Source organism: Terribacillus saccharophilus, from assembly GCF_046592595.1.
In the GTDB taxonomy this organism is placed as follows: domain Bacteria; phylum Bacillota; class Bacilli; order Bacillales; family Amphibacillaceae; genus Terribacillus; species Terribacillus saccharophilus_C.
The window spans coordinates 70,302-94,860 of record NZ_JAWVPF010000005.1; the positions used below are offsets into that span (position 1 = coordinate 70,302).

At 45.8% G+C, this 24,559-nt stretch carries 27 protein-coding genes and 3 riboswitches; of the genes, 9 read left to right on the top strand and 18 right to left on the bottom strand.

Translation table 11 applies throughout. The features are described 5' to 3' along the window. Window positions 1-24: 24 nt before the first annotated feature. The 6 genes from argH to ddlA all read right to left on the bottom strand — a co-directional run bounded on the left by argH (window position 25) and on the right by ddlA (window position 6,387). Window positions 25-1,440 (bottom strand): argininosuccinate lyase, encoded by a 1,416-nt coding sequence (gene argH, locus SFC25_RS09590; RefSeq protein WP_411215049.1) that lies wholly within the window; start codon window positions 1,438-1,440, stop codon window positions 25-27. Beyond that, a complete protein-coding gene (locus tag SFC25_RS09595; protein ID WP_411215050.1) occupies window positions 1,437-2,696 on the bottom strand; it encodes an argininosuccinate synthase in 1,260 nt (419 codons plus the stop codon). Before SFC25_RS09595 ends, argH begins: the two co-directional genes overlap by 4 nt. A gap of 186 nt (window positions 2,697-2,882) precedes the next feature. Continuing rightward, window positions 2,883-3,614, bottom strand: a complete 732-nt coding sequence (gene queE, locus SFC25_RS09600) for a 7-carboxy-7-deazaguanine synthase QueE (protein WP_411215051.1) — start codon at window positions 3,612-3,614, stop codon at window positions 2,883-2,885. Next, the gene (queD, locus tag SFC25_RS09605; protein WP_411215052.1) at window positions 3,604-4,041 is read right to left on the bottom strand and encodes a 6-carboxytetrahydropterin synthase QueD; all 438 of its coding nucleotides are present in this window, start codon (window positions 4,039-4,041) and stop codon (window positions 3,604-3,606) included. The genes queE and queD overlap by 11 nt, the downstream gene beginning before the upstream one ends. Then, entirely contained in the window at window positions 4,038-4,697 is a 660-nt protein-coding gene (gene queC / locus SFC25_RS09610; RefSeq protein WP_411215053.1) for a 7-cyano-7-deazaguanine synthase QueC, read from the bottom strand. Before queC ends, queD begins: the two co-directional genes overlap by 4 nt. 105 nt (window positions 4,698-4,802) lie before the next feature. Further along, window positions 4,803-4,847, bottom strand: a riboswitch (PreQ1 riboswitch). A gap of 433 nt (window positions 4,848-5,280) precedes the next feature. Further along, a complete protein-coding gene (ddlA, locus tag SFC25_RS09615) occupies window positions 5,281-6,387 on the bottom strand; it encodes a D-alanine--D-alanine ligase (protein ID WP_411215054.1) in 1,107 nt (368 codons plus the stop codon). A gap of 144 nt (window positions 6,388-6,531) precedes the next feature. Between ddlA and SFC25_RS09620 the strand changes: the two genes are divergently transcribed. The 3 genes from SFC25_RS09620 to SFC25_RS09630 are packed head-to-tail and all read left to right on the top strand — an operon-like array spanning window position 6,532 to window position 8,816. Then, window positions 6,532-6,987, top strand: coding sequence for a DUF4385 domain-containing protein (locus SFC25_RS09620; RefSeq protein WP_411215055.1), 456 nt, complete (start codon window positions 6,532-6,534; stop codon window positions 6,985-6,987). A 58-nt stretch (window positions 6,988-7,045) separates the two neighbouring features. Continuing rightward, on the top strand, window positions 7,046-7,672 hold the full coding sequence (locus SFC25_RS09625; protein WP_411215056.1) for a metal-dependent hydrolase: 627 nt from the start codon (window positions 7,046-7,048) through the stop codon (window positions 7,670-7,672). Window positions 7,673-7,685: 13 nt separating this feature from the next. Continuing rightward, window positions 7,686-8,816 (top strand): MBL fold metallo-hydrolase, encoded by a 1,131-nt coding sequence (locus SFC25_RS09630; protein ID WP_411215057.1) that lies wholly within the window; start codon window positions 7,686-7,688, stop codon window positions 8,814-8,816. A gap of 36 nt (window positions 8,817-8,852) precedes the next feature. Here SFC25_RS09630 and SFC25_RS09635 read toward each other — a convergent pair whose 3' ends face one another. After that, window positions 8,853-10,031 carry a pyridoxal phosphate-dependent aminotransferase gene (locus tag SFC25_RS09635; protein ID WP_411215058.1) on the bottom strand — a complete coding sequence of 393 codons (1,179 nt, stop codon included), beginning with the start codon at window positions 10,029-10,031 and terminating at the stop codon, window positions 8,853-8,855. A gap of 106 nt (window positions 10,032-10,137) precedes the next feature. After that, window positions 10,138-10,240: riboswitch (SAM riboswitch) on the top strand. Window positions 10,241-10,317: 77 nt separating this feature from the next. On the opposite strand from SFC25_RS09635, the gene SFC25_RS09640 reads away from it, so the two are divergent. The 3 genes from SFC25_RS09640 (at window position 10,318) to SFC25_RS09650 (ending at window position 12,579) form a co-directional block, all read left to right on the top strand. Next, the gene (locus SFC25_RS09640) at window positions 10,318-11,412 is read left to right on the top strand and encodes an iron-containing alcohol dehydrogenase family protein (protein ID WP_411215059.1); all 1,095 of its coding nucleotides are present in this window, start codon (window positions 10,318-10,320) and stop codon (window positions 11,410-11,412) included. Beyond that, the gene (locus SFC25_RS09645; RefSeq protein ID WP_411215060.1) at window positions 11,409-12,191 is read left to right on the top strand and encodes a carbon-nitrogen family hydrolase; all 783 of its coding nucleotides are present in this window, start codon (window positions 11,409-11,411) and stop codon (window positions 12,189-12,191) included. The genes SFC25_RS09640 and SFC25_RS09645 overlap by 4 nt, the downstream gene beginning before the upstream one ends. Before the next feature lie 94 nt (window positions 12,192-12,285). Next, on the top strand, window positions 12,286-12,579 hold the full coding sequence (locus SFC25_RS09650) for a DUF3817 domain-containing protein (protein WP_411215061.1): 294 nt from the start codon (window positions 12,286-12,288) through the stop codon (window positions 12,577-12,579). A 31-nt stretch (window positions 12,580-12,610) separates the two neighbouring features. On the opposite strand, the gene SFC25_RS09655 is transcribed toward SFC25_RS09650, so the two are convergent. The 4 genes from SFC25_RS09655 to SFC25_RS09670 form a co-directional block, all read right to left on the bottom strand. Continuing rightward, a complete protein-coding gene (locus tag SFC25_RS09655) occupies window positions 12,611-13,093 on the bottom strand; it encodes a DUF456 domain-containing protein (RefSeq protein WP_411215320.1) in 483 nt (160 codons plus the stop codon). A 69-nt stretch (window positions 13,094-13,162) separates the two neighbouring features. Next, complete coding sequence (locus SFC25_RS09660; RefSeq protein WP_411215062.1) at window positions 13,163-14,239, bottom strand: tetratricopeptide repeat-containing glycosyltransferase family 2 protein; 1,077 nt, start codon at window positions 14,237-14,239, stop codon at window positions 13,163-13,165. Between the two features lie 68 nt (window positions 14,240-14,307). Next, window positions 14,308-14,670, bottom strand: coding sequence for a DoxX family protein (locus SFC25_RS09665; protein WP_411215063.1), 363 nt, complete (start codon window positions 14,668-14,670; stop codon window positions 14,308-14,310). Window positions 14,671-14,692: 22 nt separating this feature from the next. Next, entirely contained in the window at window positions 14,693-15,202 is a 510-nt protein-coding gene (locus SFC25_RS09670; RefSeq protein WP_411215064.1) for an NUDIX hydrolase, read from the bottom strand. Window positions 15,203-15,275: 73 nt separating this feature from the next. On the opposite strand from SFC25_RS09670, the gene SFC25_RS09675 reads away from it, so the two are divergent. Together SFC25_RS09675 and SFC25_RS09680 are read left to right on the top strand one after the other, a co-directional pair. Then, a complete protein-coding gene (locus SFC25_RS09675; RefSeq protein ID WP_411215065.1) occupies window positions 15,276-16,319 on the top strand; it encodes an ArsR/SmtB family transcription factor in 1,044 nt (347 codons plus the stop codon). 10 nt (window positions 16,320-16,329) lie between these two features. Next, the gene (locus SFC25_RS09680) at window positions 16,330-17,517 is read left to right on the top strand and encodes an MFS transporter (RefSeq protein WP_411215066.1); all 1,188 of its coding nucleotides are present in this window, start codon (window positions 16,330-16,332) and stop codon (window positions 17,515-17,517) included. 47 nt (window positions 17,518-17,564) lie between these two features. On the opposite strand, the gene SFC25_RS09685 is transcribed toward SFC25_RS09680, so the two are convergent. The 4 genes from SFC25_RS09685 to thiE all read right to left on the bottom strand — a co-directional run bounded on the left by SFC25_RS09685 (window position 17,565) and on the right by thiE (window position 21,468). Next, window positions 17,565-18,827 carry a S8 family serine peptidase gene (locus SFC25_RS09685; RefSeq protein ID WP_411215067.1) on the bottom strand — a complete coding sequence of 421 codons (1,263 nt, stop codon included), beginning with the start codon at window positions 18,825-18,827 and terminating at the stop codon, window positions 17,565-17,567. A gap of 243 nt (window positions 18,828-19,070) precedes the next feature. Further along, window positions 19,071-20,141: a copper resistance D family protein gene (locus tag SFC25_RS09690; protein WP_411215068.1), complete on the bottom strand. Its 1,071-nt coding sequence runs from the start codon at window positions 20,139-20,141 to the stop codon at window positions 19,071-19,073. A 6-nt stretch (window positions 20,142-20,147) separates the two neighbouring features. After that, entirely contained in the window at window positions 20,148-20,705 is a 558-nt protein-coding gene (locus SFC25_RS09695) for a copper resistance CopC family protein (protein ID WP_411215069.1), read from the bottom strand. A gap of 118 nt (window positions 20,706-20,823) precedes the next feature. Continuing rightward, entirely contained in the window at window positions 20,824-21,468 is a 645-nt protein-coding gene (gene thiE, locus SFC25_RS09700; RefSeq protein ID WP_411215070.1) for a thiamine phosphate synthase, read from the bottom strand. 182 nt (window positions 21,469-21,650) lie between these two features. Here thiE and SFC25_RS09705 point away from each other — a divergent pair, with 182 nt between their 5' ends. Next, on the top strand, window positions 21,651-21,965 hold the full coding sequence (locus SFC25_RS09705; protein ID WP_411215321.1) for a YckD family protein: 315 nt from the start codon (window positions 21,651-21,653) through the stop codon (window positions 21,963-21,965). A 40-nt stretch (window positions 21,966-22,005) separates the two neighbouring features. On the opposite strand, the gene thiM is transcribed toward SFC25_RS09705, so the two are convergent. From thiM to tenA, 3 genes are read right to left on the bottom strand one after another with little or no spacing between them, the layout of a single operon-like run. Beyond that, a complete protein-coding gene (gene thiM / locus SFC25_RS09710; RefSeq protein WP_411215071.1) occupies window positions 22,006-22,803 on the bottom strand; it encodes a hydroxyethylthiazole kinase in 798 nt (265 codons plus the stop codon). Beyond that, window positions 22,790-23,626: a bifunctional hydroxymethylpyrimidine kinase/phosphomethylpyrimidine kinase gene (gene thiD / locus SFC25_RS09715; RefSeq protein WP_411215072.1), complete on the bottom strand. Its 837-nt coding sequence runs from the start codon at window positions 23,624-23,626 to the stop codon at window positions 22,790-22,792. The genes thiM and thiD overlap by 14 nt, the downstream gene beginning before the upstream one ends. Next, the gene (gene tenA, locus SFC25_RS09720) at window positions 23,619-24,317 is read right to left on the bottom strand and encodes a thiaminase II (protein WP_411215073.1); all 699 of its coding nucleotides are present in this window, start codon (window positions 24,315-24,317) and stop codon (window positions 23,619-23,621) included. The genes thiD and tenA overlap by 8 nt, the downstream gene beginning before the upstream one ends. Before the next feature lie 114 nt (window positions 24,318-24,431). Then, a riboswitch (TPP riboswitch) is annotated at window positions 24,432-24,532 on the bottom strand. Between the last annotated feature and the right edge of the window lie 27 nt (window positions 24,533-24,559).

Sequence of the window (24,559 nt, forward strand, 5' to 3'; positions counted from 1 at the left end):
AACAAAAGAAAGGTGAGCAGCTGCTCACCCCTCCAGTTTAGCAGCCTGCTCTTCTGTCCACTGTCTATTCGTTTCCAGCAAGGCTTCTATATCATCCACTTGCTCTTGAACCCTTACCTTTGCCGTACCCCCAGGGATATTCCTGGCTGCAACGACTGTTTCCGGTGCAAGTGCTTCGTAGATATCCTCTTCTATCAGACTGGAAAACTGCTGCAGCTCTTCCAGACCGAGATCCAGCAAATATTTCCCCTGCTCGATACTGTACAGCACTGTCTGCCCGACAACAGCATGCGATTCCCGGAATGCCATCCCTTTTGCTACAAGATAGTCAGCTAGATCTGTTGCATTCGAGAAATCGTTCCGAACAGCTTGATACATATTGTCTTGCTTCACATGCATCGTCTCGATCATCGGTGCAAAAAGACCAAGTGCACCTTTCAATGTCTCCACTGTATCGAACATGCCTTCTTTGTCTTCCTGCATATCTTTATTATAAGCAAGCGGCAATCCTTTCAGAGTTGTCAGCATGCCCATCAAATGCCCGAAGACACGGCCGGATTTACCGCGGACAAGTTCCGCTACATCAGGGTTTTTCTTCTGCGGCATCATGCTGCTGCCGGTGGAAAACGCATCATCCAATTCTATGAAATTGAACTCCGCGCTAGACCATTGAACCAATTCCTCCGAAAGCCGTGACAGATGCATGCTTATCAAACTTGCAGCAGACAAGAACTCTACTACAAAGTCACGGTCGCTTACACTGTCCAGACTATTTTCGGTAATAGCATCAAACTGCAGCTGCTCCGCTACAAAATGCCGATCAATCGGGAATGTCGTTCCAGCCAGGGCACCTGCTCCAAGCGGCATTTTGTTCACGCGTTTCCAGCTGTCCTGCAGCCTCTCTACATCACGCTGCAGCATATAAGCGTAAGCCATAAGATGATGACTGAACAGCACCGGTTGCGCCCGCTGCAAGTGGGTATAACCCGGAAGAATCGTATCCAGATGCTGTTTTGCCTGTTCCGTCAGTGCTGTCTGCACAGCACCCAGCAGCCCGATAATCTCCACAATTGCTTCCCGCAAGTACAGACGCATATCCAATGCAACCTGGTCATTTCGGCTTCTGCCTGTATGCAGTTTCCCGCCTACTGGGCCGATTTGTTCAATCAATAACCGTTCCACATTCATATGAATGTCTTCATCCGCCTGCGAGAGCGTTGCTTCTCCGGCCTGGATTTTATTCAGCACCTGCTTCAATCCATCAGCAATCGTTTCAGCTTCATCCTGTTCGATGATGCCGCATTTGCCGAGCATCGCGACATGCGCCAGACTGCCTTGAATATCATATTTAGCCAGTTTTTGATCAAAGCCGATGGAGGAAGTGTAGGCGTCTACTAACTCATTGGTCGGCTTCGTGAATCTTCCTCCCCATAGCTTCATTGTTTCACAGCTTCTTTTTTATCGATTTTCAGTAGTGAGGGAGCCTCCGTTGGTACTGTCTGCTGACGCGCAACCTCTGCCTGAACCTTCGTCGGAAGTCCCCAAAGCTGGATGAATCCAAGTGCTGCATCATGATCGAATTTATCTTCTGGTTTATACGTTGCCAAATCAAAGCTGTATAGAGATTCTGCAGACTCTCTGCCTACAACAAGTGCATGTCCTTTGTACAGTTTCACTTTTACATTGCCGGAGACTGTCTGCTGCGTTTCCTCAATGAATGCCTGCAGCGCTTTAGTCAGCGGAGAGTACCATAGACCATCATAAATTGTCTGTGCAAGTTTTTGCTCGACGATTGGTTTGAATTGGGAGATTTCACGTGTCATCGTCAAAGCTTCCAATTCCTGATGCGCAGCAATTAATGTCACTGCAGCCGGACATTCATAGATCTCACGAGATTTGATACCTACTAATCTATTTTCGACATGATCGATACGTCCGACACCATGTTTACCTGCGATTTCGTTCAATTTCAAGATAAGTGCATCCAATGGATAGTCTTCTCCATCAAGTGCGACTGGTTTCCCTTTTTCGAATGTAATTGTTAAAATCTGCGCTTCATCTGGCGCATTTTCAGGATCAACAGTCAATCCGAATGCGTCACTTGGCGGCTGCTCCCATGGATCTTCCAGAATACCGCACTCGTTGGAGCGTCCCCATAGATTCTGATCGACACTGTATGGGCTCTCTTTCCCAACAGGAACTGGAATACCGTGCTTTTCTGCGTATTCAATCTCTTCATCTCGGCTCATTGCCCATTCACGTACTGGAGCAACAATCTTCAGGTCTGGATTCAACGCTGTGAAGCTTACGTCAAAACGCACTTGGTCATTTCCTTTGCCCGTACAGCCATGCGCTACCGCCACAGCTCCTTCTTCTTTTGCAATATCTACCAGCACTTTTGCGATCAAAGGACGGCTAAGTGCAGAAACCAGCGGATATTTTCCTTCATAAAGCAGATTTGCTTTCAATGCTGGAAGTACATATTCCTCAGCATATGCAGCCTTTGCGTCCACTGTATACGATTTAATAGCACCAACCTGCAATGCTTTCTCCTGGACGAAATCCAAATCTTTACCTTCACCTACATCCAAACCCACTGCGATAACATCATAATTATATTTATCCTGCAGCCACTTGATTGCTACAGAAGTATCTAAACCACCAGAGTATGCGAGTACGATTTTATCCTTTGCCATTATGAATCTCCCTCTCCGTGCTGAATGCTCGATTTATTTATGTGAATTATTATGCATTATTACTAATATAAATTCAAGCATTTTTTATTAATTTAACGACTTGGTATTCTATTAGTCTTGTGAATAGGAGGTGCCTGCCTACACTTGGGTATAAAAAAAAGACGAGTATAACACTCGTCTTTTTGTTTATACACCGCGTTTATTTCCCCATACAAGTGTATGGAGCTGCGGCAGGACACGCACATGATTCAATTCATTGGAAGCAGACACCTGGTCAATCAGCCATTCATATTTGGACAGCAAAGCATCCTTCAATGCAGCATCATCCAATGTAGCAGTATCATGATTACCTACTTGCACATAAAAACTCACATCTGGATAACGTTTATGAACATTCGTTGCATAACGCAAGTCTTCCTCGTCGAAGATAACAACCTTCAGACTCACATGCATAAGACGTCCCGCTTCTCTCAAATTGTTGATTATCTCATCAAGACGATGAAAATCTGTCTTCATCAAGGAGCTTGGCGGCTTAGGAGATATAGTAAGATCGTCGATTTCAAGGAACCACGGCTGATACCGGCTTCCTTGAGTCTCCAAAGCTACTTTTACTTCTTTCTTTTTCAGAAGCTCTGTAAACTCTCCTAGATTCTTCAATAGTGCTGGGTTACCGCCAGAGATTGTTACGTGACGGAAACGATCTCCGCCCACTTCCTCCAATCGGTCCCAAATCTCTTCGGCAGTCAGCTGCCGGATGTCATCTTTGGCTGATCCATCCCATGTAAAGGCAGAATCACACCAGCTGCAGCTATAGTCACAGCCTGCTGTGCGGACGAACATCGTCTTCTGTCCGACAACCATTCCTTCTCCCTGCACGGTTGGACCGAATACTTCTAAAACCGGAAATTTACTTGCCATTGTTTGTTCCTCGCTTTGGTCGATATACGCAATAGCTGGTCGGTGTCTCACGCAAGAAAACTTGCAGGCACTTGGGCTGATGAGGCAGCTGGTCCAGCTCTTGTTGAATCAATTCATAAATTTTACGCGCCATCACTTCTGTTGTCGGGAAATCGTCTTTTCCGAAAACATCTGTGTGGTCATTTAAGAGGGTATGATCGAATTTCTTATGGATCAATGCTTTGATTGTAGAGAAATTGAATAAAAATCCACTGTCATCCAATTCATCTCCGGCAATGGTCACATTGGCGAAGTACGTATGGCCATGCACTTGCTGGCATTTGCCGGCATCTGGATGCTGGATGCTGTGTGCTGCAGCGAAATGCAGATCCTTATTTAGTTCGTAAGAGTAATCATGCTGCACTTGCGGATATATTTGCTGAATCATACTTGTGCCGCCTTTTTCGCTTCATATTGATCAAGACCATTTTGGCGCAGCTTACAAGCTGGGCACTCTCCGCAGCCTTCAGCAACGATACCGTTATAGCAAGTAAGTGTTTTTTCTTTTACATAATCAAGCTGCCCAAGCTCATCTGCCAGTTCCCATGTTTCAGCTTTATCCAGCCACATAAGCGGTGTATGGATGACGAAATCTTTATCCATTGATAGATTGAGAGATACATTCAGTGATTTCACAAAGATATCACGGCAGTCTGGATAGCCGCTGAAGTCAGTTTCACATACACCTGTTACAAGATGCTTTGCGCCCACTTGATGTGCCAGGATAGCTGCGAAGGATAGAAATACTAGATTACGTCCCGGTACGAATGTGGACGGCAGTTCCCCTTCTTGCTGTTCGATTTCGATATCATCTCTTGTCAATGCGTTTGGTGCAAGCTGATTCAATAGAGACATATCCAATACATGATGTCTGATACCTTGTTCTTTCGCTATTTGTTCGGCTACCTCGATTTCCAAACTGTGGCGCTGGTTATAGTTGAACGTAACAGCCTCCACTTCCTCGAACTGTTCCATAGCCCAAAACAAGCAAGTTGTACTATCTTGACCGCCGCTGAATACGACGATGGCTTTACCCTTCTTCATTTCGTTTCTCCTTTTTTCCAGACAATCCATTAAAAAAGCCCCTTCCAATAGGAAGAGGCTGCCAATTATCCATAAAAAAATAAAAAAGACTATACCCAAGGATATAGTTCCTTAGTTTTTTATAGAGGGTTGTGCTAGAACCTCTCCCAGGATGGCCTGGATTTTTTATTCTTTTCTGCAGTTCATTGTATCACAGTTAGGTACAATTGCATATGGAAAGACGAGTAAATAAATTGTCAAAACCACGGAAATAGTATCTGAATGCCGCTTCGGAAATACACTCAGCTTTCCTGCGGGCGGCTGGTGTGCCTCCTCGTGCTGACGCACTCCGGGGTCTCACCTAGGCCTTCCTCCCGCGGGAGTCTCCGCGTATTTCCTACGCTGAATAGCAGACTTTCTCTTTGTTAGCAATTCCAAATCAGCCAGTTTTCTTCTATATTCATCCTCAAATTCTTTTATACAATCCTCTGCTCTCATAAGCCTCCAGAATGTAAATTCATTCCCAAACAAAAAGAAATCCGGACTTGAAGAGTATACCTCCTAGTCCAGATTTCTTTTTTTAGGACTTCTATTCAGGAATCAATCAAAGCTGCTGAAAAGCTGCGTTGCTCAGTTCGTTATCGCGTTTATGACGCTCAATAGCAAGCTGAATCAGACGGTCAATGAGGTCTGGGTAGGAAATGCCAGTGATGTCCCATAGCTTTGGATACATACTGATTTTCGTGAAGCCTGGAAGTGTGTTCACTTCATTCACAACGAATTCGCCTTCTTCCGTCAAGAAGAAGTCAACCCGTGCAAGCCCTTCAACATCAAGTGTCTGGAATACTTCGACCGCCAGCTTCCTTGCTTGTTCTGTAACAGATTCTGAAAGCTGGGCGGGGATAGCAAGCTCTGCTCCTGATTCGTCGATGTACTTGGATTCATAAGAATAAAATTCTGTTTTCGGCAGAATTTCTCCTGGTAAGGAAGCGATTGGCTCTTCATTGCCAAGTACAGCTACTTCGATTTCACGGCCGGCGATTGCTTCCTCGACAAGAACTTTCGTATCATAACGGAAAGCTTCTTCCAAGCCTTTGTAGAATTCTTCTTCTGTTTTCGCTTTGCTTACGCCGACAGAGGATCCCTGGTTAGCAGGCTTGATGAAGACTGTGCTGCCCAGTACTTTTGCCACTTCTTCATAACGGATCGAGCCAAGCTGGCGTTTTTTGAAGGTGAAACCATTTGCGACTCTGATACCAGCTTCCTTCAATAGACGCTTCGCGATATCTTTATCCATACATACTGCTGAACTTAGTACGTTCGGGCCTACATACGGGAGATTGGCGATACGCAGCATCCCTTGCATGCTGCCATCTTCGCCAAGTGTACCATGAAGGATACTGAAGATAACGTCCACTTGATCAAGGACAGCGCCTTGACTTGGATTGACAAGCTGCTTCTCCTTCAAACCAGGTACAACAGCGATACCTTGCCCGGAAGGCTTCAGTTCGATATTTTTAGGATCATGTGCGTTCAGCAGATAATCTGCCTTGTCATTCAGCTGCCATTTTCCTTCTTTATCGATTCCGATCAGAACAACATCATATTTATTTTTATCAATTGCATCGGCAATATTTTTTGCAGATTGTAAAGAAACTTCATGCTCCGCGGACTTTCCGCCGAAGACGATTCCTACTTTTGTTTTACCCACCTGTAACCATTCCTTTCTGACGTGAGACCATTGGTTTCATTTTATCACAAACGAGGACGGCTGCCTCCTATGACCATAAGAAAAAATCGCGTTTCACATACAGCACATTCGGTAACTATATACATTAACAACAAAGACAGGAGGATGGAAATGGGCTATTACGATCATTTTGACGCCTCGACCGATTTTCGCAAACATCCGGATAAATATCGTGTTGGCCGCGGTGAGCAAGGCGTCCTGATGGTGGAGCCTTATAAAAGTGAAATCCTTCCTCATTGGCGCTTCAAGACTCCGGAAATTGCAGAGGAGTCCTGCAGGAAAATTGCAGAAATGTTTGAGGAATATCGCGAACAGGATGATTTTGTCGGGATGGATATGGCCAGGAAATACATTCAGATGGGCTATACCCGGGCTCGCAGATATGCCAATTATAAAGGCGGTAAGAAATACAAGGATGCAGACAAGACAGAAAGGCACGACCGGCAAATCAATGAAGAAAAAGCAGCTTCCGCTCAGATCTTCAAAAAAAAGTGGGATGAAATAAGAGAAGATGAAGATTATCTTTCCCGTAAAAAAGCGCATCAGAAACAATACGGATAGCCATGACATTAAGATTCTAGTATGCTTTTAAAGACTAACTTTTGGAGGCACAGCTAGAATGAAAGGAATCACACATTTATTAATCGGAGCTGGCGCAGGTTTCGCCAGTGCCACCGCCTTGGATGCTGAAGGCGCTGTAACGGTGACAATGACGTGTACAGCAGCCGTTGCAGCTCTTGTACCTGATCTGGATACAGGCGGTATCCTCTCTAACCGTATCACTTTTTCACACAAAGCCATCCGCAATATTACAATTTTTATCGGGTTATTGCTCATTCTATATAGTATGTGGAATTTATTTGGCCAAGATCGTTATATCGGATTAGCGATCGGGGCAGGAATTATGGTTCTATCCCGCGTAATCAATAAGAAGTTCATGCTGCTGATTACAGGCATCGCTGTGCTGCTGACCGGATTGTACACGGGGCACACATGGGTAGTCATGAGCGGATGTTATATTGGGATTGCATCCTTCCTTGCCCACAGATCCTATACGCACACCTTGATCGGACTGATCTATTTCTACATATTGATGACATTCTTTGAACAAGAGACCGCCCTGTTCGGCACCCAGCTTGCCGGTACAGCAGGTTATGCAAGCCACCTGCTAGCTGACAGCAGGATTTTCCCCGTGAATAAGAAAGGAGTCAAATTACTCCTTCCTATAATCAAAAAAGATTTCTAAAGGAGACGATTGCATGAATCCATTGCAAACAGCAGAACTGGCAGAAAAAATAAAAGCGAAAGATACCGTTCATCTGCTTGATATCCGGCAAGTGCCAGACGTTCAGGATTGGGCGATTGATGCTGACAGCGTCAAACGATATGATGTTCCATTTGCTGCTATCAAAGCAGATCCAAATCAAGCTCGTAAAGTACTGCCAGAAAATGATCCTGTCTATGTCATGTGTTATCGAGGCAAATCGGCCCAGACTGCCGTCTCCCTCTTACAAGCAGCAGGAATGGACAATATCGTCCATGTCGTCGGCGGCATGCAAGCTTGGGGAGAAACAATCAGTCCTCGAAAAGTCGGTGATCTAACTTATGGTGGAGAGATTTATCAATTCATGCGGATCGGGAAAGGCTGCCTTTCTTATATGGTTGTCTCCAATGGAGAAGCAGCCGTAGTAGATCCAGCCAGGTTCACAGAAGCCTATACATCCTTCGCAACAGAAAACGGCTGGACAATCAAACATGTACTTGATACCCATCTTCACGCAGATCATTTGTCAGGCGGACGAAAGCTGGCAGAAGAAACAGGAGCGACTTACTGGTTCCCTGCTGCTGATGGAAAAGAAGTGACATTCACCTTCTCTCCTTTAGAAGACGGGATTACGATTCCGTTTGGTAAACCGGAAGAAGGCATGCGCTGCGTTGCTTCACCGGGCCATACAGAAGGTAGCATCAGTTTTGTCGTTGATGACACATTCCTGCTATCTGGGGATACGCTTTTTACCGAATCGATTGGCCGTCCCGATTTAGCTGGCCAAGCCGAGCAATGGGTACAGGATCTTCACGACACTTTATACGAAAAGTTCCCATTATTGTCGCTGGACTTGATCGTCCTCCCTGCCCATTTCTCCGAGCTTACAGAAATCGGAAGTGACGGCACAGTCCAAGCACGCATGGAAGACCTATACAGAAAAAATCCGAGACTGCAGCTGCAGGATGCAAGAAAATTTGTTTCCTCCGTCTTGGATAGTATTCCGGCACAGCAGCCGAACAGCTACCAGCTGATAAGGGAAGCCAATCAAGGTAAAGCTGTCATTGACAGTACAGACGAAGCCGATATCGAATCCGGCCCCAATCGCTGTGCGGTGACCAGCTGACAACAAAAGAGCCAGTCCCCCGGGACTGGCTCTTTCTTATGCTTTTGAGAAGATACCGAGCTTTTCGATTCGCATCGCTGCTTCCAGTAATCTTTCCTCTGTATCCAATAAACCTGCACGAACGTATCCTTCTCCATATTCTCCAAAGCCATTGCCCGGCGCAACCGCAACATGTGCCTTTTCGAGCAGCAGATCAGCGAATTCCTCAGAAGTGTAACCCTGAGGAACTGGCAGCCAAACGAAGAAGGTTCCTTTTGGTTCGGGTACATCCCAGCCGATTGCACGTAAATGGCCGATGAAAGCATCCCTTCTGCTTTCATACGTATGAACGAGTTCATCCACGCATGTCTGGTCCGCCGTCAGCGCATAAGCAGCCGCCTCTTGCATGCCGCCAAATAAACTTACATAAACATGATCCTGGATTAGATTGATGCTTTCAATCACAGATGCATTACCGACTGCAAAAGCGATGCGCCAGCCGGCCATATTATACGTTTTGGATAAGGTGTACATTTCAATGCCGACTTCCTTGCTGCCCTCGGATTGCAGGAAGCTTTGCGGTTTTTCTCCATCAAACCCAAGTGCACCATAAGCGAAATCATGCAGCACACAAATATTATGTTCCTTTGCCAGTTCCACTGTTTTATCGAAGAACTCCCGATCTGCTGTTGCAGCAGTCGGGTTGTTCGGATAGTTCAGGAACATTAGCTTTGCTTCTTCCAGATCACCCGCAGGAATAGCATCATAATCAGGCAGGAATCCATTCTCAGCAGTCAATGGCATGAGCGATGTCCGCGCTTGTGCAAGTTCGATTCCGGACATATAATCGGGATACCCCGGATCCGGAAGCAGTGCCAAATCACCTGGATTCAAAAGACATTGACTGATCTCCACCAAACCTGTTTTAGAGCCAAACATGATGGCCACTTCTGTTGCAGGATCTAGCTTTACACCGTATTCCCGATCATAAAAGTCACATACTGCCTGTTTAAGGAAATCAAAGCCTCTGAATGGTGAATATTTATGATAAGCCGGATTATCAGCGGCTTCTTTCAATTTATCCACGATATGCTGCGGCGTCGGCAAATCAGGGTTCCCCTGTCCGAGCTTGATGATATCGTGCCCCTCTTTTTCCAGTAAGCCTATCTTATGTACTAAGCCGGCAAAAAACTGCTCCGGCAATCGTTTCAATGCATCCGAAAACGGAAAATCCATCTTACTCACTCTCCTGTTGTGTCGCGCTTCCTATTCTGACTATTACCAATCTTGACAGTGTTGGAAATAGAATGCGATAATGAACAAATCATACATGAATCACACACTCTTATCAAGAGAAGGCGGAGGGAATTGGCCCTATGAAGCCCGGCAACCGGTGCATTTGCACACGGTGCTAATTCCAACAGCGAGACGCTGAGGGATAAGGGGACTACACACATGCCTTCCCCTCTTCCATATTCGTCTGGAAGAGTTTTTTTATGTAAAAAATCAATGAGGTGACAACATGACCATCAACATAAAAGGCGCTCCGAACTATTACGTCTGTGAGGATAACATACTGGAAACACTTCCAGCACGGCTGGCGGAATTGAATTGGAAAAACGGATTGCTTATCCATGGTGATGCATCCTGGAAAGCAGCTTCCCCATTTTTGGATCCGATTGATTTACCAGTGAAACGAGTTGCATATAACGGCCAGTGCACACATGCAGAAGCAGCTAGACTGGCAGGTATCGCAGCAGACGAAGCTGCTCAATTTATAATCGGTGTCGGCGGCGGAAAAGTGTTGGATACCGCCAAAGCTGCAGCCAATGATGCAGGATTGCCGGTAATCCTGATTCCGACGATCGTTTCTAACTGCTCGCCATGGGCCTCACTCAGCGTTTTTTATGATGAAGCAGGTAACTTTGTCGAATATACTGTATTCCCACGCAGTGCATTTATGCTGCTAGTCGAGCCAAAACTGCTTCTTACTACACCTGCCTCCTATCTGATTGCCGGGATCGGCGATACATTGGCTAAATGGTACGAGGCGGATGCACTTACTGAAAACATGACGGATCAGCCGCTTGCTGTCCAAATATCCCGCAACGCTGCTAAGTTATGCAGGGACATCCTGATTGCCGAAGGAGATGCAGCTATTTGTTCTTTGCAAAGCAAACGTGCTGATAGTACATTTTTGCGTGTTGCAGAAACAATCATCATGGCTGGCGGTATGGTTGGCGGCTTCGGAGATGAGTATGGGCGAATCGCAGGTGCTCATTCCATTCACAACGGACTGACAAGACTTGCAGAAACGCATGAGCAGCTGCACGGAAATAAAGTTGCTTACGGTATCCTGGTTCAGCTTGCACTAGAAGAAAAATTCGAAGAGATTCGTACTTTGCTTCCGATCTATCAAAAGCTCGGATTGCCAACTGTGCTTAAAGAACTTGGTGTAAAGGAAAATCTGGATAAAGCAATGAAAGTTGCTGCAGACGGCGCTGTCGCTCCGGGGGAATCCATTCATTTCATGCATGTCTCCGATTCGGATCAAGTGATGGAAGCTATGCGAAGTGTCGAGACATTCGTTGCGGCAAATAAAGGAGTGACACAATGAAACTCGCTTTAATTCAGCATGATATCGTTTTTGGTGATCCCCAAGCCAATTACAGCAAAGTGGAAGATTTAATAAATGAAGCACAGGAACATGCCGATGTCCTCGTGCTGCCTGAGCTTTGGACAACCGGCTATGACCTGACAAGGCTTGATAGCATCAGTGATGCAGAGGGCGAAACGACCAAGCGCTTCATCAGCAGATTAGCTGAAAAATATCAAAAATACATCATCGCCGGTTCCATTGCCAAGCAGACCGACACAGGTGTCTATAATACGATGCTTGTCTTCGGACCAGCAGGTGAGCTGCTCCATGAGTATGATAAGGCGCATCTGTTCCGACTGATGGATGAAGAGAAATTTCTCAGCCAAGGCGACAGATCTGCTTCCTTTTCCATTGGAAATAAACGAGCAGCTGGTGTCATCTGTTATGACATCCGTTTTCCTGAATTCATCCGTACGCATATGATCCACGATCAGCAAGTGCTCTTCGTCGTTGCGGAGTGGCCGAAGCCGCGGCTGGATCACTGGCGTGCGCTTTTGCTCAGCCGTGCAATCGAAAACCAGTGCTATGTAGTTGCTTGCAATCGCGCAGGAAGTGACCCTGCAAATGAATTTGCCGGGCACAGCCTGATTATAGGTCCATGGGGCGAAATCATCGCTGAAGCCGGCGAGGAACCGACCATCCTGTATGGCCAAGCAGATCTTGATCAAGTGGATGACGTACGAAGCCGCATCCCTGTATTCCAGGACAGACGTCCGTCCATCTATGATGTGAAATGATATTTTGACAATGTTATGACAAGTTCTCTCGAAGAGTGGTAAATAGGGGCAAGCTTGCTTATACTAATTACAAATAGTTTTTGGGAGGGCTTTCATGCAAGCGACATTGAAATGGTTCCGTATTATCGGATTTCTCGAAGGGACTTCCTTGCTTTTGTTATTGTTCATGGCAATGCCTTTAAAATACATGATGGATATACCGATTTTCGTCACCTACATAGGTGCCATCCATGGCGGTTTATTCGTCCTGTATGTCATTTGGACCGGCTACACGACCTTAAAGGTTGGCTGGGGATTGAAATGGGCAATCCTAGCCCTGCTTGCATCCGTTATTCCATTCGGTTATTACATCTTCGATATGAGATTACAAAAAACAGAATACGCATAAGAAAAAGCGAGCAGAGATGCTCGCTTTTCTTTTATACAAACGCCGCTATAAAGAACCATACAATCATAATCAACTGAATAACGATCTTAGCGATTGATCCGCCAAGGAAGCCAAGCAATGAGCCGATGGAAGAATAGATGGCTTCCTTCGGTGTTCTTTTTTGTACAAGTTCCGTGACAAGCACAGCAACGAACGGTACGACAATGATACCAAAAGGCGGGATGATGAAGGAACCAACAATTACACCAATCGCTGCGATTCGCTCGCCCCATTTACTGCCGCCGAATTTTTTAACGAAATAACTGTTAGCAATAATATCCGAGATGATCAATACCACCGTCAGGATAACCATCGCTATCCAGAAGAATACAGATAAATCCCCATCACTAAGCATAAACTGGAAAACCAGGAATCCAATCCATAGCATCAGCGGAGATGGAATGACGGGATAAACAATCCCTGCAAAACTAGCGATGAATGCCACCGCAATGATAACCCAAGCAATTATATCCAATGCCACATCTAATCCTCCATATCTTTCCTTGATAGTACGTATTATGACATAGGAAGCACCAAAAGGAAATTAAAGACTGAGCTCCTCAAAGAAAGCTGTATTATGACGGATACTTGGATGATCCGGGTTATATGACACAGCTTTTTTGTGCGCTGATTCCGCTTTATCGAGCAGACCAATCCGGGAGTAACAAAGCGTCAGCTGCAAATACGGATACCATGTCGTATAAGCTGGTACACTGAAGCCCGGCAGCTCCTTCCCTTCATAATCCAATGCCTGTTGATACCAGTAGGCTGCTGCATCATAGTTTCGATCCTCTGTCAGTAAGTCGCCGATCAAACAGCAGAATTCCGGCCGCGGGCGATCATACCGAAAAGACTCAAACAAGTACATACGATAACCATCTGAATCTCCTTCGGCTTTGCAGCAATCGGCCAGATATTGACATGACCGAATATTATCCTCGACCCAGCCCTTCTCTGATTGAAGAAACGCTAGATAATAAGACTTAGCCAGCTCGAACTTTCCATGATCCTTCAATTCATTTGCATAATAAAACATATCGCGTGGTGTGAGTTCCCTGCCGGAAGCGACGTAGGACTCATAGATCCGTAAATTGCGATCTGAAATCGTGAACGTTTTATCGTTCTTGCGATGCGTGACAGCTATTTCTGAATTTACGATATTTCCGCCAAATTCCAAGTACTCATGCACTGCACCACGCCAGCGGAAGTTCTTACTCCGTTTCACAATTCGATTTCTTCTATACAAGTATAGGGGCCGTCCTTCACTATCCAAACTTGTATGGTAATACATCGATACAACGTCTACTTCGTCTGTCAAATCACCCCATAAAGTCCGGAAAGCTTCCTGATCCTTCGGGAGCAATATATCATCAGCATCCAGCCAAAGAATATAATCTCCCGTCGCCTTATCAAAACTGTAATTGCGTGCAGCCGAAAAATCATCTACCCACTCGAAATCAAAAATATGTGACGTGTAATTTGATGCGATCTCCTTCGTCCGATCAGTGGAGCCTGTATCCACGATTATGACTTCATCCACTAAATCCTGAACGCTTTCCAAGCAGCCAGCCAGTACTTCTTCTTCATTCTTGACGATCATACACAAACTGATGGAGCGCATAGGTCACCTCTGCATACATGATATTCCCACTATATGCAAAGCCTTTTGTCGAGTTGCAAGATTTGTTTTTATCTTGTCACCTTCCAAACCCACCAGATAAGTGCCGGCTGTACAAGAAGGCGAGCATAAAGAAGTGCTTGGTTTGTCTCCTCAAAGCCCGGCATCGGAATATCATAAACGGCACTGTAAATGTTCGCCGGAAAGATGGCAATCAAGTAAATGACGGTGACGATAGCAGTTAATTTCCTTGTAGCAGGTACGAGTAAGCCAATAGCCAGGAGAATCTCTGCTATGCCGGTTAGATAAATCAATGTGTAGCGCAGCGGCACATATGCCGGCAGCATGGCAACAAAACCATCATCCAATACAAAATGCAAAATACCAGCCACAATTAACAACAAACTGAATGCATACAAACCTGCTTTTTTCACCTAAGCTGCACCCTCTTTTTCTTTATCTAATACCCTGATCTCCTTCCCGGAAACTTTCCTCTTTGATTTCCCACTCTGGATAGACAACTGTTTCTAAGGGGATTTCAGACGTCAGCAGCCATTGGATTGCCTGCATAACCAATGGTGAGCTGTTCGTAATCGACATCTTAATAATAGGGATCCATTCTGCCCTTACCGCATCCTGCCCTGCAAACTGCTTTGGCACCCGCAGTTCCCCAATTGCCTGTGCTGTATAAAAAACAGCTGTATGATGCACATGCGTAAATCCTTTCCACTGCCACGGGAGCTTAAAATCGACAACACCAATCTGCTTCTTCACTAGAACGGTCAAGCCCGTTTCTTCCTTGACTTCACGAATGACAGCGTCCAACAAACCTTCCCCTGCTTCCAGACTTCCTCCTGGCAAATCAAAGCGATTTATATATGGACCACTGCCTTTCTGGATGACAAGCAGTTTGTCCTTATTATGGATAACAGCGTATACACCAAATGCGCGATGATAGTTCAACATGTATCAAATCCTTTGTTCGATTTTTGTTGAATTTAATATTCTAATAATATAGAATATTTATGAGGTGATAGAGGTGCAGATAATTCAGACAGGTTTTAAAGCAAAGCATGATTATACCATTCTATTTGAAACGTCGTTGCTGTGGGAAGCTGCGTTAGGCATTGCTGCTGTTACGAATGACTCCTTGGCAGGGACTCTTGAGCACGTGGAAAGAATGTGGGATGAACCCGAAAATGGCTTTTCGGATGGGCTTCAGGTCGAACTGGAAAAGATTCATCAATGCAACACCTGGAAGACGCTGCTTCAGCTGCTACACCACTCAAATGCCACAACCTTAGAGGAATGGTCAGCTTTGGTCTCCAATATGCCGGAACAGATATTACGAGAACAAAGTCTTCCCTACATCGGAAGCGCATTCGAGAAACATCGAACACTGGCTGCTCAGGGTAATGAAAGCTCTTTGGCCACGTTGCAAGAAGTAACCGCAGATAACCCTTTCTTCTCAGATTATATCGCTTTTATAGCCAATGCAGATATATCCTGCCTGAAAGAACACTTGATTTCTGTTATGGAAAAATGGATGGAAGAAGTAATCAGACCAGAGGAAAAGGTTTTGCAGGATATGCTGGAACGAGATATCTCGAATAAAAAACAAAAGCTGGACGCAATGGATAAACCAGCCTTCATACGATGGGTGACAAACAGTACAAGCTATAAGCCAGAAGATGCTATAGATACGATATTGTTTATCCCTCATTTCTACTACAGACCATGGACCGTCAGCGCAGACCTTCCCGGTACCAAGGTTTTCTATTACCCAATTCATGCTAATAGCATCGATCCTGATAATAGATATAACCCCGATACGATGCTTGTGCGAAAGTATAAAGCATTAGGTGATGCAACCAGACTGAACTTGCTGAAGCGATTAATGGACGGTGAACAAACACTCCAGCAATTAACCGAGCAGCTTTCCATCGCGAAATCCACACTGCACCATCACTTGAAAATGCTCAAGTCCGCTGGATTAATTGAATCAAACAAACAAACCTATTACGCAAATAAAGATAGTATTGCTTCCCTGGATCATGAGCTGCAGTCATTTTTAGGAGAGTGATTACAGCACCATGCAGAAAATAACACTGACTCACCCGCTATCACGTCTGATGATGAGCACCACAATGGCTTCTTTGGCTGGACAAGTTTACAGCATCCTGCTGCCGCTGCTTGTACTGGAAGTGACTTCTTCCGCTATAGCCGTAACGATTGCCGTCGCAGCTGAACGGGCGACAATGCTGCTGCAGCCCCTTATCGGTCCCTTGCTCGATCGTTCGAATTGGAAGCATGTGCTGCTGATTGCTGACTTAGTCCGCTTTCTCTGTTTTCTTCTATTAAGCGTCCTCGCTGTTACGGGGCAGTTAAGTATTTTGATTATCAGTATCCTATCCATGTGTATTGGTCTAGCTGGGCAATTTTATCAAGGAGCACAGTTCACCGCCATTCCGTATCTAGTAACCAAACAGCAGCTTCACTATGCCAACAGTATAGAAAGCATCCTGCTTCAGCTTACTATCGTGATCGGCCCGAGTATTGGCGGTGTAATCCTCTTCTTCAGTACCTCTTACAGCTTACTGACAGTCAGCGGATTATCCTTGCTTGCCGTTTTGCTAGTTCTCTTGCTGCCTTACGAAAAACATACTTCGAGCTCAAGAACATTTTCCCCATCCTCTTACATACACGAGCTGAAGGAAGGATTCTCTTTCATCTATAAACAGAAAGAGATTTGGTACACCAATCTTATTTCACTAATCTCCAACTTCGGCATTCAATTTCTCATTGTTTTGCTGGTCATCTATGTCAACCAACTCACAAAAGATCCATTGCTGCTTGGCATTGTATTATCTGCTGGTGGAATCGGAGCCATTCTAGGTACATCTCTAGGTTTCTTTGCTGATCGCTTCTCTACTTACAGACAGATATTATTTGCTGCTAAGATAATTGGCGGTTTATCTATCATCTGTGTCGGGCTGACAGATACTATCTGGCTGGCAGCCTGCTTCAATATGATTGGAACAGCAGCAGCTGGTGCCGTTAACCCGATCATCAAAACAATTCGGCAGCGCTATACACCATTGCATTTGCTAGGTCGCGTCCAATCCACATCCCGCTTCATTACGTTTACCTTGCTTCCAGTTGCTTCTGTTTGTGCTGGTCTATTATCAGAGTCCCTAGGCATAGGTGCAACCATTGTAATCGGAGGGTGTATAGCCAGCGTTTCCTGTCTGCTTGTATGGAAATTACCTGAGAAACTATAAAAAAGAAGGCCCCTGCTATAGGGGCCTTCTTCGATCATTCTGCTGGACTATTGCACACGCGGGAACCCGAATCCAGAGGCATAATCATCGCCTCTGGCAGCACCATAGCCGCCAAGGATATCATTGGCACGAGCACGTGACTGCAATGTTTGCCTTACTTGAGAACTGCTCAGGCTAGTGTTTTCGGACCAGATCTTTGCTGCCAGACCAGAGATATGCGGTGTTGCCATGGATGTACCAGTCAGAGACGCATACGTGTTTCCTAGATAAGTGGAAACAATCGCTGATCCTGGAGCAGATACTTCCACATCACCTGTCTGGATGGCATAATCACCATCTGTTCGACTGTAGCCTCGGGAGGAGGAATCGGCAACTCGGTATGTACCGTTTTGCTGACGGTTCTCCAGGTTGGCTACTGCAACAGCTTCCGGCAGTGCAGCAGGATAGCCGATGGAGCCTTCATAAGGACCTGAGTTACCAGATGCTGCGATAACTAGTGCACCTCTGCTGTTCGCATAGCGTACTGCACTGGAGATGAGAGAATCCTGGCCGCCGCCAAGGGACATCGAAATGACGACTTTCTCGCCGCTGTTGACTCCATCATCGGCAGCTTTCCTGATGCCGTTTGCGATGTCATCGGAATAGCCGCGTCCATCATCACCGAGTACTTTGTATGCCCAAAGATCTGCTTGCGGTGCCACACCAAAGATGCCTGAACCATTTCCGCCATTGGCAAGTGCAGAACCAGAAACGTGCGTACCATGCCCATCACGATCGACACAAGTACCATTCACTTGTCCGCTGGATGCTTGGGTAAAGTCGACGCATTGCTCCACATTGGCAGCAAGGTCAGGGTGGTTGACAGATGTACCAGTATCAAGCACAGCGATATTGATATTATTTCCACCGCTTGTACTAGTAATGGATGGATTATTATAAATTGCTTGAATTCCCCACGGTGTGCGATCAGAAACCGCTTGTGCCGAAACATCCCGTTTTTCAGATACTTCCTGCTTCGTATATACACTTACTTCCGTTACTTCCAAGGCTTTGTCAGCTTTTAGCTCCTTAAGGTCTTTTTTGGATACCTCCGTAGTAAACCCTTCCTTACCGAAGCTATTGCGAACACCATGCTCTTCCTTGACTTTATCTGTAGCTTGAGTGGAAAACACACCGTCCTTCTGCTTAACAAGAACGCGGATTTCCTGATTCTTTGCCGTTTCATCAGGAGCGGCTGCAGCTTGTAACGGCTGGAACACAGATAATCCTATCATTGCGACAGCAGCAACACTTGCCAGTTTTCTTTTCATTCGATCACCTCGCTAGATTTTATAGTCACTGAAGTGGAGTCCGGGCGTTCTGTCCTTGAGACTCTCAGAAACTATTACAGTTAATCTAGCATAGGCCAACTTGGAAATGTATTGGGAAAACAGACGACAATGGCACACAAAAAAAGACATTATCCCAATTTCTTTTTCCTTTTTCCCGCAGAATGTTTGCCTAGCGTAAACTTTCCGTGACCAAAGGAGGAATAATGCCTTTATATGATTCTATCAAAATTGCAAACTAGTCATTATGGCAGCGTACAAAAGTGCCGAAGCAGCAAACGCGGCTGCCAATGCAAAGCTTGCTGCAGCCCTTTTTTTGAAAAGATAAACAATACTGGCCAAAAACAAGCCAAATCCGATAAAGCACACAACTCCAAGCACACCCCAATGCCAGGTTGCGACACTTCCAGCAGTCACAGCAGGAAAAATGCTGCCGAATATCGGCGCAGCACCCTCATTGCTTAGGGTTGCTGGAATATCTGCTGGCGTAGCAGAATTACCAAGTATCGCTGTGCAGATAAACACAATTGCGAGCAGGACCGCTTCGGCGCGGATCCAATGAAGCGGACGAAACGCAGGATCACGATAAGCTTTTCGTGCCAGAATACCATTGATAACAGCAAATACCAGTACCGGAATAAAAACGATGTGCTTCACAAACAGCATCTGACCATATGTCAGCATCAGTGCATTTCCGTAGTTTCGAATATCCATCGCAAACAGCATGACCATTATACCGCTGGCTATGACTAGCATTACAAGCAGCATGGCAAATGGCGTAAACCACTTCAGGAAACTTTCCCAACTGAATTGTTCTGGTGCATAAAAACAAACATGAATCAGTACACCGACCCAGAAAACAGCAGCCCCAAAATGGACAAAATGCACAAAAGCACCGATTACACCACCCTCTGTTGCTGTATGGCTGCCATACGCACTAAGAAATAGCATGCCAAGGAACAAGATGAGCGTGAGAAACGGAGATTTGTTGAAATAAAGCAGCAGCCATACACAGATAGCCAGAAGAAAGATGCCGATCCAGACTCTTCCAGCTGTGAAATGGAATAACACTTGGCTCAATGCCTGTCCATAACCATTCTGTGCACCGATCAGGGAAACAAGATTAATAACAGGGCCGCTCGTAACGAGCGCAGCAGAGGCTGCTGCAGCTAATACGTCACTTCGCGGTGTCTGGATTGCTGCTTTCTCCTTACGTATTAACCGAAAAACAAGATGACCAGCAATAAAAGAAAAAGCGATATACGACAGCAATTCCAACAATGGAACTAGAATCACGGCAGGTTAGTCCTTTTTACGATAAGTGAAGAACAATACAGCGGCACAAAGCAAGGCTATGATTACCAATCCCGTCGTGATGAAACCTGTATCGGAACCTTCTTCTTCATGTGATTTTTCTGCAGCTGCTTGATTCTGTTCGTTCACTTGTGTATTTTGTTCGCTATTTCCGGCTGATTCTTCTACGCTGTTATCACTATCTTCAGCGGAAACAAGTCCTTCTGCTGTAAAGGAGACTGTATTCCCGACTTCATGCCCATCTGCTGAAATCACTTTATAGCTGAAATCATATTCTCCATCAATCATTTCCTGAGCTAATGGAACAGTAACAGTTGTCCCATCAATGACTGCAGAGTCAGTGGCGAGAGCTTGTCCATCGACGTTTATTTTCGTCTCAACTACATCCTCCACATCCGAATTGAACGTCAGAGTGAAGGCATCCATGCTCTCTGTCACTGTATCACCCTGTCCTGGATCCGATGCCGTCAGTACTGCATGGGCGGACACAGTCTGCGGCAGCATATATAAGAACAATGCCAGCAAGACCAACATTGGCTTCTTCAAATTTACCACTCCAATTTTTAAGTGTCCCTTTCATCGTATAAGAGAATACAGATAGCGTATAGAACGAATTGTGACCAAATCCTTACATTTTAATTCCGCCAAATTAAAAAAGATGCACTCACTTGTGCACCTTTTCCATCTTCATTTTTAATTCATTTACTGCCCGCTGGATATCCGCCGCTTTGGTCAGGACAGAAATGAACGAGATACCATCCGCCCCTGCTTGCCGGACAGCTTCAGCATTTTTCTGATTGATACCGCCGATTGCGACGATCGGAAAGTCACCGACTTGTTTCCGGATCTCCCGCAGACCTGTCAGGCCGATCGGGAAATCAGCATCAATCTTTGTGCGAGTAGCGGCAATTGGCCCAACTCCGATATAGTGGGCTCCGTCCTGAATCGCTTTTTTAGCTTCCTCGGTATTTTGAGCACTCACACCAATAATGAAATGCTCTGGACAGCGCGCCTTTACTTGCTGCATTGCTTCGTCTGTCTGTCCGATATGCACGCCATCTGCACCTATTTCGATCGCAAGATCCACATCATCATTAACGATGAATGGGATGCTGTGTGCCCGACATCTGGCCTGCAAACGTTCAGCCAGCTGTCTTTTTTCCTGTCCAGTCGCAGCCCCTTCACCTTTCTCCCGAAGCTGAAACATGGTAATACCAGCTTCAAGCGCCTGTTCCAGTATGTCCTCCGGATCCTTATCCTGGCAATTTTGACTGCCCATGATGAAATATAGCTCCAATTCTTCTTTCATGTTTATTACTCCTTTTCCATTTAAGACGTTCACATCCCCATTATGTGTCGAATAAGTTCTCAATCCTCAGGTTGATATCACATGCTCCTAAATTAGGAAAAAGTGTGGAAGGTGGATAGCAATCCCAAAACTGCGTAAAGTAAGCCCAAGCTTTGAACAAGGAGATGATAAAGTTGAAATGGATGAAAGCCGGGGCTGTAGTAATCGCTCTATGTGTCGGATTGGTTGTTACCAATCCAGCTGCTGGTTTTGCTGCTGATAAGGCTGTTGCCGATGTGCTGACAGCTGAACAGAAGCAGGAAATAGCAGCTTTGCAAAAACAGGCATTAGAGCAAGAAAAGCAAATTATCGAGAAGTACGTCGAATATGGTGTCTTCTCTGAAGAAAAAGCAGACCAAATCGAGAAGCATTTGGATCAAAGGTTCAAACAATTAGAGCAGGATGGCTTTATACCAAAGCCGCATCGGCATGGCCCCCACCCTCATCCAGAGAAGTAGAAACCTACAATCAGCAGGCATACTCCTGCTGATTGTTTCTTTATGCTTTTACCTCGAATCGTTCTACCTTTTCCGAATCAATCATTTGATCTCCCAGCAAATAAAGCTGGTCTAGAAATGCGACCTGGAAACTTCCTGGAGCTTCTGAGATCTTGGCAGCTTCCTCCGCTGCAATCCCATAGAAGGCAAGAGCACCGATACATGCTTCCAGTATATTGTCTGCTACTCCTGCACATGCTGCTACAACGGCACCAAGCAAGCAGCCTGATCCAGTTATTTTACTGAGCATATTATGCCCGTTAGCAACGCTATACGTATGGTTCCCATCTGAAAGGATATCTATTTCCCCTGTTGCAATCACAATCGTATCCAATTCTCTGGCCAGCTGCTTCACAGCTCCAGGTGAAATACCAGTTTCCGAACCGTCTACACCTTTCACTTTGACTGACGTGCCGCTAAGAACAGAGATTTCACCTGCATTTCCTCGGATGACAGCGATATCCACCTCAGTCAAAATGCGACGGGCCGTTTCTGTCCGATACGCTGTGGCACCTATACCGACGGGATCGAATATGACTGGTATTCCAAGTCTGTTGGCTTCCTTACCGGCTAAAATCATCGCCTCTACATCTGCTGCGGCTAATGTACCGATATTCACTAACAGCGCCTGCGCATGCTGCACCATTTGCGCCGCTTCTTCCTTAGCTGACGCCATCACTGGGGAAGCACCAAGTGCAATCAGACCATTTGCCGTAAAGTTAATCACAACCTGATTGGTAATGCAGTGAATCAATGGATTCACTTCTCGGACGTGCTTTATCACATCAGTATACTTCATTATGCTGTTCCTCCTGGACTGGAACACCTTGCAGACGGTATCCCCAGTGATTTGTCGGGCCATTTCCCTTTCCGAGCTGAAGCGAATACATAATCGCATCTGTCACAAAATCCTTACCAACCCGGACTGCTTCTTGCAGAGATCTGCCTTTAGCCAGCTCTGCGGTTATCGCTGCGGAATATGTGCATCCTGTTCCATGGGTATGCTTTGTCTGAATACGTTCAGCAGTGTAAGCGGTGAAGCTGTTTCCATCGTAGAGCCAGTCTGCTGCTGATGCCCCTTCCATATGACCGCCCTTCATCAGGACAGCTTTTGCTCCATACTCACGGACGATTATTTTAGCTGCTGCTTTTATGCTGTTTTCATCTTCAATATGGATACCCGTAAGTTCTTCTGCTTCCGGTATATTGGGTGTGATAAGTGCAGCTAAAGGAACAAGATGTGTTTTCAGTGCATCACGGGAATCCTCTCCCATGAGTGCGTGTCCGCTTTTGGCATACATAACAGGATCCATCACATAAGCAGCCTTTGATTTAGTAAGCGCAGCAGCTACGCAGCGCATCATCTCTTCTGATGCAATCATCCCTGATTTTACAGCCGCAGGGGTAATATCAGAGAAAATCGATTGGAGCTGCTGTTCCAGGAAATCGACTGGAATATGATGAACCGCCTGCACTCCTGTCGTGTTTTGGGCAACGAGTGAGGTGACCACACTCATTCCGTATACTTCAAGCTCCTGGAATGTTTTCAGATCTGCCTGGATCCCGGCTCCTCCTGAAGGGTCTGTTCCAGCTATTGTCAAAGCGCTCTTGATATCAGGCATGAACGGACGCCCCTTTCAACGGAATCATCCAGTCCTGCTGGGCGGAAGCCATCTCCCAGAAACTATGCTCCAGCATACAGCTTTTCAGAAAAGCTTTCCGTGCACGTTCTTTTGCAGCAGATCCCGCTGTCTCGGCCCACTTGTCCAGTCGCTTGCTAAGCTCTGCTGTCACATCCGGCATGCCATCTTCCCTGCTGCTGTAAAACTGTATCCATTCCAAAAACGGATTGGATGCATCCGGTTTCTTTGTTTCCATAATATGAGATGCCAGTGCTTGATACGTCCATGGACAAGGCAGAAGCGCTGCCATCAGCTCTCCGATATCTCCTTGTACAGCACTGTTCATCATGTGTGAAATATAATGATCAGCTGCTGGAGGAGGAGTCATGCGCTGCAGGTCTTCGTACCGTACACCTGCGACTTTGCAAAAGACGTTATGCGGATGAATCTCACTGTGCAGGACAAAATGAATTTGGGACTGATAGAACTCCATCTCTTCACGCGTTTCACATTTGCTGACTGCCAAGCCATAGATTCGGGCAAATGCGGTCAAATACTCATAGTCAGCTTTCACATAATGGATCAATGCCTCACGCGGCACATGACCACTCGCCACTCCTTCTACAAAGGGATGTGCATAAATCGCTTCAAATACCGGGTTTGCTTCTTCTCTCAATTGTGCAGAAAACATGTTTTTCTCCTCCTATTGGAGAAAGCCCGTCGGAAGGGGGGTTGGCGCCGGCCATATAAAAAAGCCGCTCCAGAAGTATGGAGCGACTCGTATAGTCATGTGTTCAGAAAATACACGAATCCGGCTCCACTTCCCTACGCTGGTGTTAACCAGATCAGGTTCAAAGGGATCAAGATCACTCTTATCTCAGCCTAATGGCACCCCTAGTGGACTTCCTCAAAATTCAATTGTCCCCTTAACTA

Bases quoted from the DNA above. Each gene is read 5' to 3' on its own strand.
- argH (WP_411215049.1), bottom strand. From the start codon at position 1,440: ATGAAGCTATGGGGAGGAAGATTCACGAAGCCGACCAATGAGTTAGTA.
- SFC25_RS09595 (WP_411215050.1), bottom strand. From the start codon at position 2,696: ATGGCAAAGGATAAAATCGTACTCGCATACTCTGGTGGTTTAGATACT.
- queE (WP_411215051.1), bottom strand. From the start codon at position 3,614: ATGGCAAGTAAATTTCCGGTTTTAGAAGTATTCGGTCCAACCGTGCAG.
- queD (WP_411215052.1), bottom strand. From the start codon at position 4,041: ATGATTCAGCAAATATATCCGCAAGTGCAGCATGATTACTCTTACGAA.
- queC (WP_411215053.1), bottom strand. From the start codon at position 4,697: ATGAAGAAGGGTAAAGCCATCGTCGTATTCAGCGGCGGTCAAGATAGT.
- SFC25_RS09620 (WP_411215055.1), top strand. From the start codon at position 6,532: ATGGAAATGGGCTATTACGATCATTTTGACGCCTCGACCGATTTTCGC.
- SFC25_RS09625 (WP_411215056.1), top strand. From the start codon at position 7,046: ATGAAAGGAATCACACATTTATTAATCGGAGCTGGCGCAGGTTTCGCC.
- SFC25_RS09630 (WP_411215057.1), top strand. From the start codon at position 7,686: ATGAATCCATTGCAAACAGCAGAACTGGCAGAAAAAATAAAAGCGAAA.
- SFC25_RS09635 (WP_411215058.1), bottom strand. From the start codon at position 10,031: ATGGATTTTCCGTTTTCGGATGCATTGAAACGATTGCCGGAGCAGTTT.
- SFC25_RS09640 (WP_411215059.1), top strand. From the start codon at position 10,318: ATGACCATCAACATAAAAGGCGCTCCGAACTATTACGTCTGTGAGGAT.
- SFC25_RS09645 (WP_411215060.1), top strand. From the start codon at position 11,409: ATGAAACTCGCTTTAATTCAGCATGATATCGTTTTTGGTGATCCCCAA.
- SFC25_RS09650 (WP_411215061.1), top strand. From the start codon at position 12,286: ATGCAAGCGACATTGAAATGGTTCCGTATTATCGGATTTCTCGAAGGG.
- SFC25_RS09660 (WP_411215062.1), bottom strand. From the start codon at position 14,239: ATGCGCTCCATCAGTTTGTGTATGATCGTCAAGAATGAAGAAGAAGTA.
- SFC25_RS09670 (WP_411215064.1), bottom strand. From the start codon at position 15,202: ATGTTGAACTATCATCGCGCATTTGGTGTATACGCTGTTATCCATAAT.
- SFC25_RS09680 (WP_411215066.1), top strand. From the start codon at position 16,330: ATGCAGAAAATAACACTGACTCACCCGCTATCACGTCTGATGATGAGC.
- SFC25_RS09685 (WP_411215067.1), bottom strand. From the start codon at position 18,827: ATGAAAAGAAAACTGGCAAGTGTTGCTGCTGTCGCAATGATAGGATTA.
- thiE (WP_411215070.1), bottom strand. From the start codon at position 21,468: ATGAAAGAAGAATTGGAGCTATATTTCATCATGGGCAGTCAAAATTGC.
- SFC25_RS09705 (WP_411215321.1), top strand. From the start codon at position 21,651: ATGAAAGCCGGGGCTGTAGTAATCGCTCTATGTGTCGGATTGGTTGTT.
- thiM (WP_411215071.1), bottom strand. From the start codon at position 22,803: ATGAAGTATACTGATGTGATAAAGCACGTCCGAGAAGTGAATCCATTG.
- thiD (WP_411215072.1), bottom strand. From the start codon at position 23,626: ATGCCTGATATCAAGAGCGCTTTGACAATAGCTGGAACAGACCCTTCA.
- tenA (WP_411215073.1), bottom strand. From the start codon at position 24,317: ATGTTTTCTGCACAATTGAGAGAAGAAGCAAACCCGGTATTTGAAGCG.